At 71.4% G+C, this 15,837-nt stretch carries 18 protein-coding genes and 1 tRNA gene; 9 read left to right on the forward strand and 10 right to left on the reverse strand.

What is annotated here, in order from left to right; all coding sequences use genetic code 11:
* Nucleotides 1-73: 73 nt before the first annotated feature.
* On the forward strand, nucleotides 74-1,204 hold the full coding sequence (locus tag QM621_RS00405; protein ID WP_414988365.1) for a polysaccharide pyruvyl transferase family protein: 1,131 nt from the start codon (nucleotides 74-76) through the stop codon (nucleotides 1,202-1,204).
* Between the two features lie 54 nt (nucleotides 1,205-1,258).
* Here the strand turns inward: QM621_RS00405 and groL are convergent, their stop codons facing one another.
* Both groL and groES read right to left on the reverse strand, forming a co-directional pair.
* Entirely contained in the window at nucleotides 1,259-2,863 is a 1,605-nt protein-coding gene (groL, locus tag QM621_RS00410; RefSeq protein ID WP_414988366.1) for a chaperonin GroEL, read from the reverse strand.
* A 106-nt stretch (nucleotides 2,864-2,969) separates the two neighbouring features.
* Nucleotides 2,970-3,260, reverse strand: a complete 291-nt coding sequence (gene groES, locus QM621_RS00415; protein ID WP_414988367.1) for a co-chaperone GroES — start codon at nucleotides 3,258-3,260, stop codon at nucleotides 2,970-2,972.
* 184 nt (nucleotides 3,261-3,444) lie between these two features.
* Here groES and QM621_RS00420 point away from each other — a divergent pair, with 184 nt between their 5' ends.
* The gene (locus QM621_RS00420; protein WP_414988368.1) at nucleotides 3,445-4,602 is read left to right on the forward strand and encodes a THUMP-like domain-containing protein; all 1,158 of its coding nucleotides are present in this window, start codon (nucleotides 3,445-3,447) and stop codon (nucleotides 4,600-4,602) included.
* A gap of 12 nt (nucleotides 4,603-4,614) precedes the next feature.
* On the opposite strand, the gene QM621_RS00425 is transcribed toward QM621_RS00420, so the two are convergent.
* Entirely contained in the window at nucleotides 4,615-4,827 is a 213-nt protein-coding gene (locus QM621_RS00425) for a hypothetical protein (protein WP_414988369.1), read from the reverse strand.
* Nucleotides 4,828-4,997: 170 nt separating this feature from the next.
* On the opposite strand from QM621_RS00425, the gene QM621_RS00430 reads away from it, so the two are divergent.
* Complete coding sequence (locus QM621_RS00430; protein WP_414988370.1) at nucleotides 4,998-5,516, forward strand: LytR C-terminal domain-containing protein; 519 nt, start codon at nucleotides 4,998-5,000, stop codon at nucleotides 5,514-5,516.
* 59 nt (nucleotides 5,517-5,575) lie between these two features.
* Here QM621_RS00430 and QM621_RS00435 read toward each other — a convergent pair.
* Nucleotides 5,576-5,649 (reverse strand) — tRNA-Pro (locus tag QM621_RS00435).
* Nucleotides 5,650-5,684: 35 nt separating this feature from the next.
* A complete protein-coding gene (locus tag QM621_RS00440; RefSeq protein WP_414988371.1) occupies nucleotides 5,685-6,584 on the reverse strand; it encodes a metallophosphoesterase in 900 nt (299 codons plus the stop codon).
* 34 nt (nucleotides 6,585-6,618) lie between these two features.
* Here QM621_RS00440 and QM621_RS00445 point away from each other — a divergent pair, with 34 nt between their 5' ends.
* Nucleotides 6,619-7,080 (forward strand): GatB/YqeY domain-containing protein, encoded by a 462-nt coding sequence (locus QM621_RS00445; protein WP_414988372.1) that lies wholly within the window; start codon nucleotides 6,619-6,621, stop codon nucleotides 7,078-7,080.
* Here the strand turns inward: QM621_RS00445 and QM621_RS00450 are convergent.
* A complete protein-coding gene (locus QM621_RS00450) occupies nucleotides 7,077-9,209 on the reverse strand; it encodes a transglycosylase domain-containing protein (protein ID WP_414988373.1) in 2,133 nt (710 codons plus the stop codon). The genes QM621_RS00445 and QM621_RS00450 overlap by 4 nt on opposite strands.
* A gap of 207 nt (nucleotides 9,210-9,416) precedes the next feature.
* On the opposite strand from QM621_RS00450, the gene QM621_RS00455 reads away from it, so the two are divergent.
* Nucleotides 9,417-9,692, forward strand: a complete 276-nt coding sequence (locus tag QM621_RS00455) for a WhiB family transcriptional regulator (RefSeq protein WP_414988374.1) — start codon at nucleotides 9,417-9,419, stop codon at nucleotides 9,690-9,692.
* Nucleotides 9,693-9,710: 18 nt separating this feature from the next.
* On the opposite strand, the gene QM621_RS00460 is transcribed toward QM621_RS00455, so the two are convergent.
* Together QM621_RS00460 and QM621_RS00465 are read right to left on the reverse strand one after the other, a co-directional pair.
* Nucleotides 9,711-10,898 carry an ArsA family ATPase gene (locus tag QM621_RS00460; protein ID WP_414988375.1) on the reverse strand — a complete coding sequence of 396 codons (1,188 nt, stop codon included), beginning with the start codon at nucleotides 10,896-10,898 and terminating at the stop codon, nucleotides 9,711-9,713.
* Nucleotides 10,895-11,863 (reverse strand): ArsA-related P-loop ATPase, encoded by a 969-nt coding sequence (locus QM621_RS00465; protein ID WP_414988376.1) that lies wholly within the window; start codon nucleotides 11,861-11,863, stop codon nucleotides 10,895-10,897. The genes QM621_RS00460 and QM621_RS00465 overlap by 4 nt, the downstream gene beginning before the upstream one ends.
* A gap of 70 nt (nucleotides 11,864-11,933) precedes the next feature.
* Here QM621_RS00465 and QM621_RS00470 point away from each other — a divergent pair, with 70 nt between their 5' ends.
* From QM621_RS00470 to QM621_RS00485, 4 genes are read left to right on the forward strand one after another with little or no spacing between them, the layout of a single operon-like run.
* Complete coding sequence (locus tag QM621_RS00470) at nucleotides 11,934-12,089, forward strand: DUF4177 domain-containing protein (RefSeq protein ID WP_290582353.1); 156 nt, start codon at nucleotides 11,934-11,936, stop codon at nucleotides 12,087-12,089.
* Between the two features lies 1 nt (nucleotide 12,090).
* On the forward strand, nucleotides 12,091-12,552 hold the full coding sequence (locus tag QM621_RS00475) for a RidA family protein (protein ID WP_414988377.1): 462 nt from the start codon (nucleotides 12,091-12,093) through the stop codon (nucleotides 12,550-12,552).
* A gap of 9 nt (nucleotides 12,553-12,561) precedes the next feature.
* The gene (locus tag QM621_RS00480) at nucleotides 12,562-13,365 is read left to right on the forward strand and encodes an NUDIX hydrolase (protein WP_414988378.1); all 804 of its coding nucleotides are present in this window, start codon (nucleotides 12,562-12,564) and stop codon (nucleotides 13,363-13,365) included.
* Entirely contained in the window at nucleotides 13,362-14,123 is a 762-nt protein-coding gene (locus QM621_RS00485) for an MBL fold metallo-hydrolase (protein ID WP_414988379.1), read from the forward strand. Before QM621_RS00480 ends, QM621_RS00485 begins: the two co-directional genes overlap by 4 nt.
* A gap of 2 nt (nucleotides 14,124-14,125) precedes the next feature.
* Here the strand turns inward: QM621_RS00485 and QM621_RS00490 are convergent, their stop codons facing one another.
* Both QM621_RS00490 and QM621_RS00495 read right to left on the reverse strand, forming a co-directional pair.
* Complete coding sequence (locus tag QM621_RS00490; protein ID WP_414988380.1) at nucleotides 14,126-14,986, reverse strand: hypothetical protein; 861 nt, start codon at nucleotides 14,984-14,986, stop codon at nucleotides 14,126-14,128.
* A gap of 27 nt (nucleotides 14,987-15,013) precedes the next feature.
* Entirely contained in the window at nucleotides 15,014-15,826 is an 813-nt protein-coding gene (locus QM621_RS00495) for a hypothetical protein (protein WP_414988381.1), read from the reverse strand.
* Nucleotides 15,827-15,837 lie beyond the last annotated feature (11 nt).

The raw sequence follows: 15,837 nt of genomic DNA on the forward strand, positions 1-15,837 counted from the left end.
CAGGCTGACACCAGCGTCCTGGCCAGGCGCGCGGCGGCGCTGGTGGCTGACGGACTTTTGTTAGCCTCTCGCCATGCTCCGCCGCCGCGCCGCCCGCAGCCCTCGCGTCTATCTCATCGGCGTCGCGGGCCACCCCAACTTCGGCGACGAGGCGATCACCGTCGGCTGGCTCCGTTGGCTGGCCCGTCACCGCCCGCGCCACGAGGTCTGGCTCGACGTCCCCAATGCGTCGGGAACCGCGGCGCTGCACCACCGGGAGCATCCGCGGTTGGTGATCGTGGACACGATGCACCGTCTCGGCTGGGAGGCGCCTGACGTCTCTGCGGTCGAAGCGGTCGTCGAGCACGCCCGAGCGGTGCTGCGCGAGCCGTTTCGGGCGCCTCGCTGGCTCGCCGGCCTCGAGGCGCTGTTAGGCGCCGACGTGGTGCACGTCCTCGGCGGCGGCTATCTGAACGCGCGGCACGCGCCTGCTGCCTCGGTCGGCGCAACGCTGGCCTGGATGGCCGAGCACACCGAGAGCCGGACCGCGATCACCGGAGCTGGCCTGACGCCGAGCGACGAACGGCTCGACGCCTTGTGGCGGGAGGCCGCCGACCACCTCGACGTGGCGACCGTGCGCGATCCGGAGTCGGCGCGCGTCCTGCCGGGGGCCGAGCTGGCACCGGACGACATCTGGCTGGGCGGCGCCGCCCAGCATGTCGCCACCGGCCAGCGCCACCCCGAGGTGATGGTGCTGGCGCAGGGCGACGGGCACGAGCGACTGGACGAACTCACCGACATGGTCGAGGCTCAGCTTCGCCACTGGGGAGTGCGGGGCGGCGACTACGGCGTGGTCGAGGCGAACCCGCCCGTCGACGGTTTTATCCGCGCGGAGTTGGAGCGGCGTCTCGGCCCCCATATCTTCTACTCGTTCAGGGAGGCGCACCGACACGGTCTGCCCGCGCAACCCGGTCAACGGTGGCTGTCGACGCGCTACCACCCTCACCTGTTGGCCGCCGCGAGCGGTGCGCAGGGCGTGGCGGTCTCGGTCGCTGACGGTTATTACGACGTCAAACACCAGGCGGTGCTCGCCGCGGGGTCGCAGTGGCCGCTCGTGAGGCTCGGCGACGACCCGGTCGAGGCCGGCTCGGCGGGCTCGCTTCCCGCCCGGCGTGACGAGCACGAGCGCGCGCTGCACGCGATCGCGTCACGGATCTACGCCTGACGACACGGGGCCCGTCCGGATCGTTCCGGACGGGCCCCGCGGTCAGGACGTCGCTCAGTGGGCGTGGCCCGCGTGGGCGTCGCCCTCGTCCTCGGCGGGCTTCTCAGCCACCAAGGTCTCCGTCGTCAGCAGCATCGCGGTGATCGACGCGGCGTTGACGAGCGCCGAGCGGGTCACCTTGACCGGGTCGAGGATGCCCTGCGCGAGCAGGTCGCCGTACTCGCCGGTGGCCGCGTTGTAGCCCTCGCCGGACTCGCGGACCTTGGACACCACGACCTCGCCGGAGACGCCGCCGTTGCGGGCGATCCACTCCAGCGGGGCGTCGGCGCCCTTGCGGACGATCCGCACGCCGACCGCCTCGTCGCCGGTCAGGCCGAGGTCGTCGTCGAGCACCGAAACGGCGTGGACCAGCGCGGAGCCGCCGCCGGGGACGATGCCCTCCTCGATGGCCGCGCGGGTCGCCGAGACGGCGTCCTCGATGCGGTGCTTCTTCTCCTTGAGCTCGACCTCGGTGGCCGCGCCGACCTGGATGACGCAGACGCCGCCGGCCAGCTTGGCGAGGCGCTCCTGCAGCTTCTCGCGGTCCCAGTCGGAGTCGGTGTTCTCGATCTCGGCCTTGATCTGCGCGACCCGGCCGGCGACCTCGGCGCTGTCGCCGCCGCCGTCGACGATCGTGGTGCCCTCCTTCGACACGACGACGCGGCGGGCGGTGCCCAGCACGTCGAGGTCGACCGAGTCGAGCTTGAGGCCGACGTCGGGGGTGACGACGGTGCCGCCGGTGAGCACGGCGATGTCCTGCAGGATCGCCTTGCGGCGGTCGCCGAAGGCCGGGGCCTTGACCGCGACCGAGGTGAAGGTGCCGCGGATCTTGTTGACGACGAGCGTGGACAGCGCCTCGCCCTCGACGTCCTCGGCGACGATGAAGAGGGTCTTGCCGGCGGCGATGACCTTCTCCAGCAGCGGCAGCAGGTCGGCGACGGCCGAGATCTTGCCGCTGTGCAGCAGGATGTACGGGTCGTCGAGCACGGCCTCCATGCGCTCGGCGTCGGTCACCATGTAGGGGCTCAGGTAGCTCTTGTCGAACTGCATGCCCTCGGTGAACTCGAGCTGCGTGCCGAAGGCGTTGTGCTCCTCGACGGTGATGACGCCGTCCTTGCCGACCTTCTCGAAGGCCTCGGCGATGAGCTCGCCGATGTGGCTGTCGCGGCTCGACACGGTGGCGACCGAGCTCATGTCCTTGACGTCGTCGACGGCGCGGGCGGTCTCGTGCAGCTTCTCGGTGACCGCGGCGACGGCCTTCTCGATGCCGGCCTTGAGGCCGACCGGGTTGGCGCCGGCGGCCACGGCGCGCAGGCCCTCGTGGACCATCGCCTGGGCCAGGACCGTCGCCGTCGTGGTGCCGTCGCCGGCGACGTCGTTGGTCTTGGTGGCGACCTCCTTGGTCAGCTGGGCGCCGAGGTTCTCGAACGGGTCGTCGAGCTCGATGTCACGGGCGACGGTGACGCCGTCGTTGGTGATCGTGGGCGAGCCCCACGACTTGTCGAGCACGACGTAGCGGCCCTTGGGGCCGAGGGTGACCTTGACGGTGTCGGCGAGCTTGTCGACGCCGCGCTCCAGGGCGCGGCGGGCGTTCTCGTCGAACTCCAGGATCTTGGGCATGGAAGCCACCTTTCGCGGAGTGAAAATTGGATGGAGTCTGGGAAATCGAAGATGTGAGGGGACGCGAGAGCCCCGGCGCTCACAGGGAGCACCGGGGCCACGGGCGTCAGGAGATGACGGCGAGGACGTCGCGCGCGGAGAGGATCAGGTAGTCCTCGCCGGCGTGCTTGACCTCGGTGCCGCCGTACTTGCTGAAGATGACCTTGTCGCCGACGGCGACGTCGAGCGGGACGCGGTTGCCGTTGTCGTCGACACGACCGGGGCCCACGGCCACGACCTCGCCCTCCTGCGGCTTCTCCTTGGCGGTGTCCGGGATGACGAGTCCGGACGCGGTGGTCTGCTCGGCCTCGCTCGTCTTGATGATGAGACGGTCCTCGAGCGGCTTGATCGTCGACACTGGTCGACCTCCCCTTCGTGATGAATGGAGTCGGGTGAACATTCGGAAGGTGTGCGCGTCGTCGCGGTGCCGCGCACGTTGGCAATCTCAGGGCGAGAGTGCCAATTCGGAATGTAGCACGTCGCTGGCACTCACCCAAGCCGAGTGCTAAAAGTGGGCCGAGAATTGGACTAGGGTCTTCTCTATGGACCTGGCGACCTTCGAGCGGCTGCTGGACCTCGAAGGCCAGGAGCTGCTGGCGGCGCTCGCCGACGCCACCGACGACGACGACCTCGCGCTCGGCGCCCGGCTGCGCCGCGACCACGACGGCGACCTCGTCGCGGCGGCTATGACGCAACGACGGCTGCGGGCGAGAGCGGCGGCGAAGTTCGGCGAGGACGCCGCCCGGCTCTACTTCACTCCCGACGCGCTGGAGCAGGCCACCCGGCGCCGGGTCGCCGAGCACCGCGCCCGCCGTCTCGCGGACTCCGGGGCCGAGGCGGTCGTCGACCTCGGCTGCGGGATCGGAGCCGACCTCATCGCCGCGGCCCGAGCCGGCCTGAGGGTCCGCGGCGTGGAGCTCGACCCCGTGCGCGCGGCCGTCGCCCGCGCCAACCTCCGCGCTCTCGGCCTCGACGGCGAGGTGGAGCACGCCGACGCCACCCACACCGTCGTCGGCCCCGACGAGACCGCCTTCGTCGACCCGGCCCGCCGCACCGGACGCGGCCGGGTGTTCGGCGTCAGCGACCTCCAGCCGCCGTGGCCGTGGGTCCGTGAGCTGCTCGCCGGGCGCGCCGTCGCGAAGGTCATGCCGGGCCTCGCCCACGCCGACATTCCGCCCGGCGCGGAGGCCGAGTGGGTCAGCGACGGCGGCGACCTCGTGGAGTGCTGCCTCTGGGGCGCCCCCTTCGCCCGCGTCCGGCGCCGCGCGACCCTGCTGCCGTCGGGCGCGACGCTCGCCCACCGGGAGGAACCGCCGGTCGTCGGCGACGTCGGCCGCTACCTCTACGAGCCCGACGACGCGGTGATCCGCGCCGGGGCGGTCGCCGAGCTGGCCGACGACCTCCAGGGCTGGCTGATCGACCCGAAGATCGCCTATCTCAGCTCCGACCGGGGCGACGTCACGCCCCTCGCCCGCCGCTTCACCGTGCTCGCCGAGCTCCCCTTCCGCGAGAAGCAGCTGCGCGCCGCGCTCCGGGAACGACGCGTCGGCACGCTGACGGTCAAGAAGCGCGGCGTCCAGACCGTCCCCGAGGAGCTCGTCCGCCGCCTCAAACTCGACGGCCCCCACGAGGCGACCCTCCTCATGACCCGCGTCGACGGCGCCGGACGAGCCTTCCTCGTCGAACCGGCCGTCGTCTGACCGGCGGGGACGTCAGGACACTGAGCGGTGGCTGCCTTCGCCGGGCGACGAGGGCGGCTCCTTGGCGGACTGCTGTTGGAGCTGTGGGGGACCGAGCACGGCCTGCTTGATGAGGTCGTAGGCCTGCTGCACGCCGACCAACGCCCGCTCGGAGGACTCGTGCCAGTCTTTGCCCTCGTCCATATGGCGGCGCAGGAGGGTCATGTACAGGGACTGACGGGCCATGGCCCCCACTCTACGGTCCGAGGCCACGAGATGGTGGATCATCGCGCAGCGGCGTGCCCGTAGACTGGCCGGGTGATCTTCCGGGAGGTGGCTGAGGGACGTCGGTACCGTGAGGACGGCCCGCTGCGCATCGTCCCGCACGCGCGTGTCCACACGATGGGAGCCCGCCGATGAGCAAGGCCGTAGGAGCGCTGACCACCGTCGTGGCGCTCGGAGTGTTCGGCGGAGGTGCGTTCGCGGGCTGGAATATGTTGACCGAACCCGTCGATGGTGGCGAGAAACGACCCAGTTGCACGATGAAGCATGTGGCGGCGGGCGAGCCGCTGACGGCGAACCTCGTCCAGGTCGACGTCTTCAACGCCTCGGGACGTGAGGGCCTGGCCAACCGTGCCAGCATCAATCTGCAGCGTCAGGGCTTCCTCGCCGGCACGATCGGCAACAGCGAGAGCGAGATCCCCGTCGATCACGTGGCGATCTTGACCGAGGAGCCGGAGAGCCCGCTGGTCGAGTTGGTCGCCGCGCAATTCCAGGTCGTCCCGCAGATCGTCGCGCCGGACATTCCGATCGGTGACGGCGTGACGGTCGTGGTCGGCCCGAACTACACCGACGTCAAGCCCGGGGCGCCGACCGAGATCACTGCCGAGGCTGCGGCCGACGTCTGCGTGCCCGACCTCACCGTCGGCGACTGACCAGACACGACACGACGAAGGCCCGGCGTTCTTCTCAGAACGCCGGGCCTTCTACCGAGTCGGGGTGACAGGATTTGAACCTGCGACCTCATCGTCCCGAACGATGCGCGCTACCAAGCTGCGCCACACCCCGGTGTCAGTCACCCGATCAAGGCGACCGGAGAAAGTCTACTCGGTGAGGGTCAGCAGGGTCGCCTCGGGGCGGCACGCGAAGCGGATCGGCGCGTACGGCGACGTCCCGAGGCCGCCGGAGACGTGCAGCCAGGAGGGCTCGATGCCCGGTGTCGCATGGGTGTGCAGGCCTCGCGCGCGCGCCCGGTCGAGGTCGCAGTTGGTGACCAGCGCCCCGTAGAACGGCACGCACAGCTGCCCGCCGTGGGTGTGCCCAGCGAGGATCAACGGGTAGCCGAGCGCGTTCCACCGGTCGAGCACGCGCAGGTAGGGGGCGTGCGCGACGCCGATGGCGAGGTCCGCGGCGGCGTCGGCGGGCACGTCGTCCAGCCGGTCGTACTCCAGGTGCGGATCGTCGACGCCGGCGAAGGCGAGACGCAGCCCCCCGACCGTCAACTCGTCGTGCCGGTTCGACAGGTCGGTCCAGCCGCGCCGGGTGAACGCCTCGCGCATCGCCTCGAACGGCAGGTCGGGCTGACGCTCCCACGCCCCCGCGGCTCCGACGCCGGAACCGCCGAGGAAGTACCGCGCCGGATTCTTCGGGCGGGGCGAGAAGTAGTCGTTCGACCCGAAGACGAACACGCCCGGCACGTCGAGCAGCGGCTCGTAGGCGTCGAGGATCGCCGGAAGGGCGTCCAGGTGCGCCAGGTTGTCGCCGGTGTTGACCACGAGGTCGGGCTTCAGATCGGCCAGTCCGCGCAGCCACGCCTGTTTGCGCCCCTGCGACGGCAGCATGTGCGCGTCGGACAGGTGCAGCACGCGCAGCGGCCGCGAGCCCGGCGGCAGCACCGGCACGGTGAACCGGCGCAGGGTGAACGCGCGCGCCTCGCAGACACCCCAGGCCAGCGCGCCGCCCGCGGCGAGCAACGGCCAGGTGACGAGGTCGCGAGTGCGCATGGCCCCACCTTGGCACATGGGAGATGATGAGCCCATGGCTGACCTCAAGGACCGACTGCGTGCCGACCTGACCACCGCGCTCAAAGCACGCGAGGCGTTGACGGCCTCGACGCTGCGCCTCGTGCTGACCGCGATCACCAACGCCGAGGTCTCCGGGACCGAGGCCCGCGAGCTCAGCGACGACGAAGTCCTCGACATCGTCGCGAAAGAGGCCAAGAAGCGCCGCGAGGCCGCCACCGCCTTCGACGAGGGCGGCCGTCCCGAGCTCGCCCAGAAGGAACGTGACGAGGCCCGGATCCTCGCGGTCTACCTGCCGCAGCAGCTGACTCCCGAGGAGATCGCGGCCATCGTCGCCGGGGTGGTCGAGCAGACCGGCGCCGCCGAGCAGGGCGGCAAGGCCATGGGCATGGTCATGGGGCGGGTGCAGCCGCAGGTCAAGGGTCGCGCCGACGGCGGCGCTGTGGCCGCCGAGGTGCGGCGCCAGCTGGGCCTTTAGTCGGCCGGCGTCGCAGGAGTCGCCGGGGTGGTCGGCGTGGGCGTGGGGGTCGCCGTCGGCTGCCGGGTCGGCGGCGGGGCGAAATCGACAGGCGTCAGCCAGTTCTGGATGACCTTCATGGCGGCCGCCCACATGGGTCCGGCCACCGCGCTGCCCGACGCGTTGCCGCCGCGCAGCGGGATCGGAATGCCGTCGGCGTCGGCGCCGGCGATCATCGCGACGGTGGCCAACTCCGGGGTGTACCCGGCGTACCAGACCGCCTTGGCGCTCTCCGTCGTGCCGGTCTTGGCCGCCGAGGGGATGTTCAGACCGGTCCCGCGCTGATACCCGAAACCGCCCGGCTCCTGCAGGCCCCGCAGGATGTCGTTGATCTGCGCGGCGACCTTGCTGTCGAAGACCTGCGTGCAGTCTGGGTCATAGGCTTTCAGCACCTCGCCGTCGGCGTCGAGAATCTCCGAGACCGGCTGCGGTTCGCAGTACAGGCCGCCCGAGGCGGGTGTAGCGTAGGCGGCGGCGACGGAGAGCACGCTGGTGTCGGTGACGCCGAGCGTGAAGGAGGGGACCACGTTGTTGGCGGTGCCGTCCGTGCCGTCGGGGACCGTGATGCCCATCGACTCGGCCATCTGGACCGTGGGGCACAGGCCGACCTTCGCCTCCAGCTGGGCGAAGTAGGTGTTCACCGACAAGCGCATGCCGGTGTACATGTTCATCATGCCCGACGAGGTGGAGTTGCCGACCTTCCACGGGCCGGTACCGCGGCCCTGACAGTCGAAGTAGGTGCCGGTCGGGACGGTCATCGACGCCGGAGAGTTGAAGCTGGTGCTGGGCGGCAGGCCGGATTTCAGCGCGGCCGCGAGCGTGAACAGCTTGAAGGTCGACCCGGCCTGGAAGCCGGCGGAGTCGCCGTACTGGGTCGGCACCGCGAAGTTGATGAAGGACTCGCCGGCGGCCTTGTCGCGGCCCATCGGGCGGGACTGAGCCACGGCGCGGACTTTGCCGGTGCCGGGCTCGACCATCGCCAGCGCGCCGATGGCCTGCTCGGTGGGCGAGACGTGCGCGGCGACGGCGTCGTTCGCGGCGCCTTGGATGTTGAGGTCGATATTGGACTTGATCGTCAGGCCGCCGCGCTCGAGCCGCTCGCGCCGCTCCTCGTACGTGGTGCCCAGCGCCGGCTCCTCCATCAGATAGCGACGCACGTAGTCGCAGGAGAAGGCGGCCGTCGTGGTGACGCAGCCGTTCGGGAACTCGGTGACGTTGAGACCGAGGTCGGTGGCCTGGAGGTCGTCGGCCTCGTCCTGGGAGAGCTTGCCCTGCTGCGCCATGACCGCGAGCACCGTGTTGCGACGTTGCAGGGCACGTTCGGGGTAGACGTTCGGGTCGTACTCGACGGGGTTCTGGACCAGGCCGGCGATCATCGCTGCCTGGGCGGGGGTGAGTTCGGCAGGGGTCACCGAGAAGTAGTGCAGGGCCGCCGAGTTGATGCCGTAGGCGCCGTCGCCGTAGTAGGCGATGTTGAGGTAGCGCGTGAGGATCTCGTCCTTGGTGAACTTCTCCTCGAAGTCGATCGCCAGGCGCAGCTCGCGGGTCTTGCGGGCGAAGGTCTGCTCGGTGGCGGCCTTCTTCTGCTCGTCGGTGACCGCCTGCTGGAGCAGTGTGAGCTTGACGAGCTGCTGGGTGATGGTCGAGCCGCCCTGGACCGAGCCGACGGCCGCGTTGTTGGCCAAGGCGCGCAGCGTGCCCTCGAGGTCGAGCGCGCCGTGCTCGTAGAAGCGGTTGTCCTCGATCGCCAAGATGGCGTCGCGCATGACCGGGGCGATCTGGTCGAGGGGGACGTCCTGACGGTTCTCCTCGTAGAAGTAGGTGATCCGTTGCCCGTCGGCGGCGAGAAGTTCGGTGGTCTGCGGGTTGGCGGTCTCCGGCAGCACGATGGGCGCGTCCATGATGTCCTGGGCGACCTTGGAGGCCGTGTAGGAGGTCAGCGCAGCGGTGGGCGTGACGACGGCGGCGGTGATGAGCCCGCCGATGACGGCGAGCCGGGCGATGGTGGCGATGCTCGCGAGGCTCGACGGAGGGCGGCGCTCGGAGCGGACTCGTCGCCGCAGCCGCGTGGTCGCCTGGTCGAGATCCATGCCGACCACGATACGTGACGGCCGTGACAGCCGGGGGTGCCGACCTGTGGGCGAGGCGGGGTCGCCGAGAGGAGGGGGCCAGTCCCGAATAGTCCGAAAGGACTACGGGAAACGCCCCAGTTGGCCCTGCCGCGACGGGGCGTCGTTTTCGTACGGTCGTCTAAAGAACGTGCGCAGTCACGCCGGAGAGGATTCGGGAGGTTCGCGATGCCGTGGGAGGACAACTGGGCGACCCGGGCTGTCTGTCGTGGCCGCACCGAGGAGCTGTTCGTGCGAGGCGCCGAGCAGAACCAGGCCAAGACCGTGTGCGGCGGGTGCCCCGTGGTCGCCGACTGTCTGGCCGAGGCCCTCGACCACCGCATCGAGTGGGGCGTGTGGGGCGGCATGACCGAACGCGAGCGGCGCGCTCTGCTGCGCAGCCGTCCCGAGGTCACCGCGTGGCGCTCTGTGCTGGGTTCGCGGGACTTGCAGCCGTCGCGCTGAGTCCGTCGGCCAGCGGACTCACCGGGCGAGCAGGCCGCCGATCTGACGCAGGCCGTCGAGGTCGTGGACGTCGGCGGACAGCGCGGTGACGGGGATCTGCGGGACGCCGGGGTGCGACCGGGAGAAGCCCTCGCGCTCGCGTCGCTCGCGGCCGGCGATGGCGACGCGCTCGGCGTGCACGGCCAGCAGTTCGGCCACCTGGGGCGCGACCCCCTCGCCGCCGGCGAGCCGGCGGGCGGCGGCGCGCGCGTCGTCGAGGTCGATCAGGTCGGCCACGTCGTCATGGACCCGGTTGACCACCAGCCCGGCCAGCGGCATCTGGTCGCCGGCCAGCCGCTCCACGAAGTACGACGCCTCGCGCATCGCGGCCGGCTCCGGCGCGGCCACCACCAGGAAGGCGGTGCCCGGCGCCTTGAGCAGCGCGTAGGTGGCCTCGGCGCGCTGCCGGAAACCGCCGAAGAGGGTGTCGAAGGCGGCCACGAAAGTCTGCACGTCGGTCAGCGTCTGCGCGCCCAGGATCTTGTTGATCGCCGACGTCACCAGCCCGAAACCCGCGCTGAGCAGCCGCGCCGGACCCCTCGCGGGGGCCAGCAGCAGCTTGATGAAGCGCCCGTCGAGCATCGACGACAGCCGCTCGGGAGCGTCGAGGAAGTCGAGCGCCGACCGCGACGGCGGAGTGTCGACGATGATGAGATCCCAGTCGCCCTGCGCGTGCAACTGCCCCAGCTTCTCCATCGCCATGTACTCCTGCGTGCCCGCGAAGGAGCTGGACAGGGCTTGGTAGAAGGGGTTGGCGAGGATCTGCGCGGCCTTCTCCGGACTGGCGTGCGCCTCGACGACCTCGTCGAAGGTGCGCTTCATGTCGAGCATCATCGCGTCGAGCGAGCCGCCGTTCGCGCCCGCGCCGACGACCGTCCGCGGCGTGTTGTCGAGCTCGGTCAGGCCCATCGACTGCGCGAGGCGTCGGGCCGGGTCGATGGTCAGCACGCAGACGGTGCGGCCCGCCTCGGCGGCGCGCATCGCGAGGGCGGCCGAAGTCGTGGTCTTGCCGACGCCGCCGGAGCCGCAGCACACGACGATCTGCACCGAGCGGTCGGCGATCAGCGCGTCGACGTCGAGCCGGCCCTCCGCCGCGTGCGGGGTGACGACCCGGGGGCGGGGCGGTTGCGGACGGCGCTTCGGCGCGGTGCGGGGTCCTCGGCTCATGCCAGGCCCCCCTCGCGCAGTCGTCCGGCGAGGTCCATGAGCCCGCCGAGGTCCATGCCGTCGAGCCGGGGCAGTTCGACCGTGTCGACGTCGTTCTCGGCCAGCAGGGACCGTTGCGACTCTTGCAACTGGTGGCGTTCGAGGTGGCCCTCGCCCTGCGCGAGAAGCAGTGGCGCGGCCGGCTCGGGCAGCCCCGCCTCGGCGAGCACCGCGGCGACGGCGCCGGTGTCGAGCTCGCCGGAGGCCAGCGCGGCGGCGGTCCCGGCCGAGATCAGGCTCTCCTGGACGAGGTTGACGACGATGTGCCCCACGGGCAGTTCGGCGGCGCGCAGCTCCGCGACCCCGTCGAGCGTCTCCTGCACCGGCATCTCCTCCAACACCGTCACCAGGTGGACCTGGGTCGCCGCCGAGCGCATCATCGCGGTGATCGCGTCGGCCTGCTTGCGGATCGGCCCCATTTTCGCGAGCCCCGCGACCTGCGTGCTGACGTTGAGGAAGCGGGTGATCCGGCCGGTCGGCGGCGCGTCGACGACGATGGCGTCATAGGCCGGGCCCGCCGGGCTGGGCTTGGCGGCGCGGCGCGCGATCTCGTAGATCTTGCCGGTCAGCAAGACGTCGCGCACGCCGGGCGCGATGGTCGTGGCGAAGTCGATCACGCCGAACTTGTCGAGCGCCTTGCCCGCCCGGCCGAGCCGGTAGAAGATCTCCAGGTACTCCAGCAGCGCCGACTCCGGGTCGATGGCCAGCGCGAACACCTGTCCGCCGCCGAGCCCCGTCGCGACTTTCCGCTCCTCGTAGGGGAGCGGGGCGACGTCGAGGAGCTGGGCGATGCCCTGGCGGTCCTCGACCTCGCAGACGAGCACCTGCTGGCCTTGGTCGGCGAGCGCGAGCGCGAGCGCCACGGCGACGGTGGTCTTGCCGGTGCCGCCCTTGCCGGTCACAACATGCAGCGCGGTCTGGGTCACGAGGTCACCCTAGCGAGTCGGCGCGCTCGGCGGGGCCGATCGTGGACGCCCGGTTGGCTACAGTCGGCCTATGACTCAGTGGGAGTACCTGACCGCGCCTGTCCTCGTGCACAACACCAAGGCGATCCTCGACAACTTCGGCCGCGACGGCTGGGAGCTCGTGCAGATCGTGCCGGGCCTCAACCCGGAGAACCTGGTGGCCTACTTCAAGCGTCCGGCGGCCTGACATGGGCGGGGTCGCCGAACGCCTCGCCGCCGTCGGTTTGACGGTGCCGCCGGTCGCCGCGCCGGTCGCGTCCTACGTGCCCGCGGTCGCGCATGGCGGCTTCGTGTTCACCTCCGGCCAACTGCCGTTCGTCGACGGCGCGCTCGTCGCCACCGGCAAGGTCGGCGCCGAGGTGAGCCCGGAGGAGGCCGCCGAGCTCGCCCGCACCGCCGCGCTCAACGCGGTGGCCGCCGTCGGGAGCGTCGTCGACCTCGACACGGTCGTGCGGGTGGTGAAGGTGGGCGTGTTCGTCGCGAGCGCGCCGGGCTTCACCGGACAGCCGGCCGTCGCCAACGGCGCGAGCCAGCTGCTCGCCGACGCCTTCGGCGAGGCCGGGGTGCACGCGCGGTCGGCCGTCGGCGTCGCGGAGCTGCCGCTCGGCTCGCCGGTCGAGGTCGAGGTGCAGGTCGCCACCCGGGCCTGAGGAGCGGTCATGAGATTCCCGATGCCGCAGGGCTGGGGGCCGCCCGCGCCGGGCCAGGTCGCGCCGACGCGCGACGCGGCGACTGTCGTGTTGCTGCGCGACACCGACGCCGGGGCCGAGACCTATCTGCTGCGCCGTCAGCCGACGATGGTCTTCGCGGCGGGCATGTCGGTGTTCCCCGGCGGGGCCGTCCAGGCCGGCGACGAGGAGTCGATCGGCTGGTTTGGCCCGTCGCCCGAGGAGTGGGCTGAGCGGCTTCGTTGCGCGCCGGGGGTCGCGCGGGCGCTCGTGGTCGCGGCGGTCCGGGAGACCTTCGAGGAGTCCGGCATCCTGCTCGCCGGACCCGACGAGCGCACCACGGCCGCCGGCCTCGGCACCGAGGAGTGGGGACGCGTGCGGGTCGACCTCGACCAGGGGCGCCGCAGTCTCGCCAACGTGCTCGACGAACAGGGTTGGGCGCTGCGTGCGGACCTCCTCGGCGCGTGGGCGCACTGGATCACGCCAGCCTTCGAGCCGAAGCGTTACGACACGCGGTTCTTCGTCGCGGCCGTCCCCGAGGGACAGGCCGTGGGGCCGCTGCCGAGCGAGGCCGACCGGTCGCAGTGGACGCGCCCGGCCGCCGCGCTCGACGCCGTGCGGGCCGGCGAGATGGTGATGCTGCCGCCGACCATCGCGGTCTGCCGCGACCTGGCCGGGGTGGCGGCGCGCGACGTCGTGGGGGTCGCCGCCGACCGGGTCGTCGAGCCGATCGAGCCGCAGGCGGTCCAGGTCGACGGGGCCTGGTTCATCGAGAATCCGTTGGAGGACCTGTGAGCGAGTCGATCAGCGACCGGGTGAGCGTCGTCACGGCCGACAATCCGGGCATCATGACGCTCGACGGCACGAACACCTACGTTCTGCGTGCGCCGGGCGGCCGCAGCGTCGTGGTCGACCCCGGCCCGGACGACGCCGCGCACCTCGACGCGGTGCTGGAGGTCGCGGGCGATGTCGCGGTGGTGCTGTACACGCATTGGCATCCGGACCACACCGAGGCCATCGACGAGATGGTCCGCCGCACGGGCGCGCCGGCGCGGGCGCAGAGCGCCGAATGGTGCCGCGACGCCGTGCCGCTGGCCGACGGCGAGGTCGTGGAGGTCGACGGTCTGCGGGTCGAGGTCGTGTACACGCCCGGCCACACAGCCGACTCGATCTGCCTGCTGGCCGAGGACGATGCCGCGCTGCTGACCGGCGACACGATCCTCGGTCGCGGCACGACGATCATCGCCCACCCCGACGGCGCGCTCGGTCCCTATCTCGACTCGCTCGACCGGATCGGCGCGCTGATCGACTCCGGCCGGGTCGCGAGGCTGTGTCCCGCGCACGGTCCGGTGCTGCCCGACGCGGCGGGCGTCGTCGACTTCTACCGGACGCACCGCCTCGAGCGGTTGGAACAGGTCCGCGCGGCGGTCGCCGCCGGAGCGGTCACCGCGCGCGACGTGGTCGAGCAGGTCTACGCCGCGGTCGACCCGTCCCTCTGGCCCGCCGCCGAGCGCTCGGTCGAGGCCCAGTTGGAGTACCTGCGCGAGCGGTGAGGTCAGTCGATCAAGAGGCTGACGTCGAGGGAGGTGAGGGCCATGTCCCGCAGGGCCTCGGCGTGCGGTGGCGGGGCGGCGAAGCGCAGCCGCACCGAGGGAAGCTGGTCCTCCTCGGAGCGGAGATCGATCGAGTAGTCCACGAGTTCGCCCTCGGATCGCGCCGCGTCCAGCAGAGCGACAGGATCGGCCATGACGTCGCAGCTCGCCTCGTCGTGGAACAGCACGGCGCCGGAGGGTCGGACGCCCTCGGCGGAGAAGACGCCTAGGTCGGGTGAGGGGGCCAGGCGGGGCAGGCCCTCGTCCTCGAGCAGGTCGGCCGCGCACAGCGCTTGCGCGAGTTCGACGGGATCGCGCTCGGACCTCAACTCTCGGTCGACCAGGTCGTACTCGACGAACTGGTAGGTGGTCTCGCCCCGGCCCTCCGCCACGATGGCCCGCGCGACGTCGACCTTGTGGGCGATCTGTTCGCGTGCCTCGTCGCTGTCCGGCGCCCGGCTCGGCACGCCCAACTCGATCGCCGTCATGGTGGCATGGTCGTCGTCGGTCGTGGCCGGGAACTCCACCGTGAGGTTGTACTGCATCTGTTCTCGGAAGTCGTGGTGGGTGATCTCCCAGATCTCACGAACGATCTGCTCGTCGTCGAGACCGGCCGCGAGCGTCGCCCTGGCCTCGGCACGCGCCGCGTATCTCGGGACCATGCTGCTGACCTCGCTGGCCACGACGTTCTCGCGGTCGAGGAGGAACTGCCGGAAATCATCGGTGAACAGCACATATCGCTCGTCATAGTCGAGCAACGGTCCGCACGCGACCACGCTGGAGATCAGCGCCGCCGCAGCGATCATGCGTCCTCTGCCGCCCATGGGGAGAGGCTACGAGGCCGTGCGCCGTCAGACGACGGTGAGGGCGACGTCGTTCTCGGCGGCGAGGGTGGTCAGCGGGACCAGATCGGCCGGCCGGGTGGCGTAGACGACGTTCAGGGTCGTGGGCTGGCCGTGGGTGACGTCGGCGGTCCACGACTCGACCGGGCCGAGCGCGGCCGCCGCGTCGAGCACCGTGCGGAGTTCGGCCAGTGCGCCGCCGGTCTCGCCCGCCGCGAACTCGACCGACCCGTCCGGGAGGATCGCCGGACCCGAGGCGACCGTCAGGTGCTGCGACCACTCGTCGCCGGTCTCGTCGATCAGGCGGTCGAGCGCGGTGGCCGTGGCGACCGGATCGGCGTCGGTGGTGAGCGTGGCGTCCCAGGAGCCGACCTCGAAGGTCGTCGGACCCCGGCCGAGCGCCGCGACGTCGCGGCCGAGCCGCACCCGCTCGGCGATCTGCTCTCGCGCGCGGCCGTCGTCGGGGGCCGGCTCGTCGACCGACAGCGACAGCGAGGTGGTCGCCGGGGCGCCGTCGCCGGCGACGGACGGGAAGCGGATGACCAGGCTGTAGCCGATCTGATGCTCGACCTCGTGGTGGGTGATCGCCCAGACCTCCTCGACCAGCTCCTCGTCGGACAGCCCTGCGACCATCGTCACGTCGACGTCGGCGCCGCCGGTCCACGGCAGGGTGTTGTCGCCGTAGACCGTGAACGTCTCGACCGCCTCGTTCGAGGCCAGGTAGGGCTCGAACTGTTCGGCGAAGGCCGAGCCCGCGTCGACCGGACCGCATCCGACCGTCGCGAGCAGCGCTGACGCGACGACCCCCGACATCCTTCTCATAGGCCTGAATA

This window comes from Aeromicrobium sp. (genome assembly GCF_047606445.1).
In the GTDB taxonomy this organism is placed as follows: Bacteria; Actinomycetota; Actinomycetes; order Propionibacteriales; family Nocardioidaceae; genus Aeromicrobium.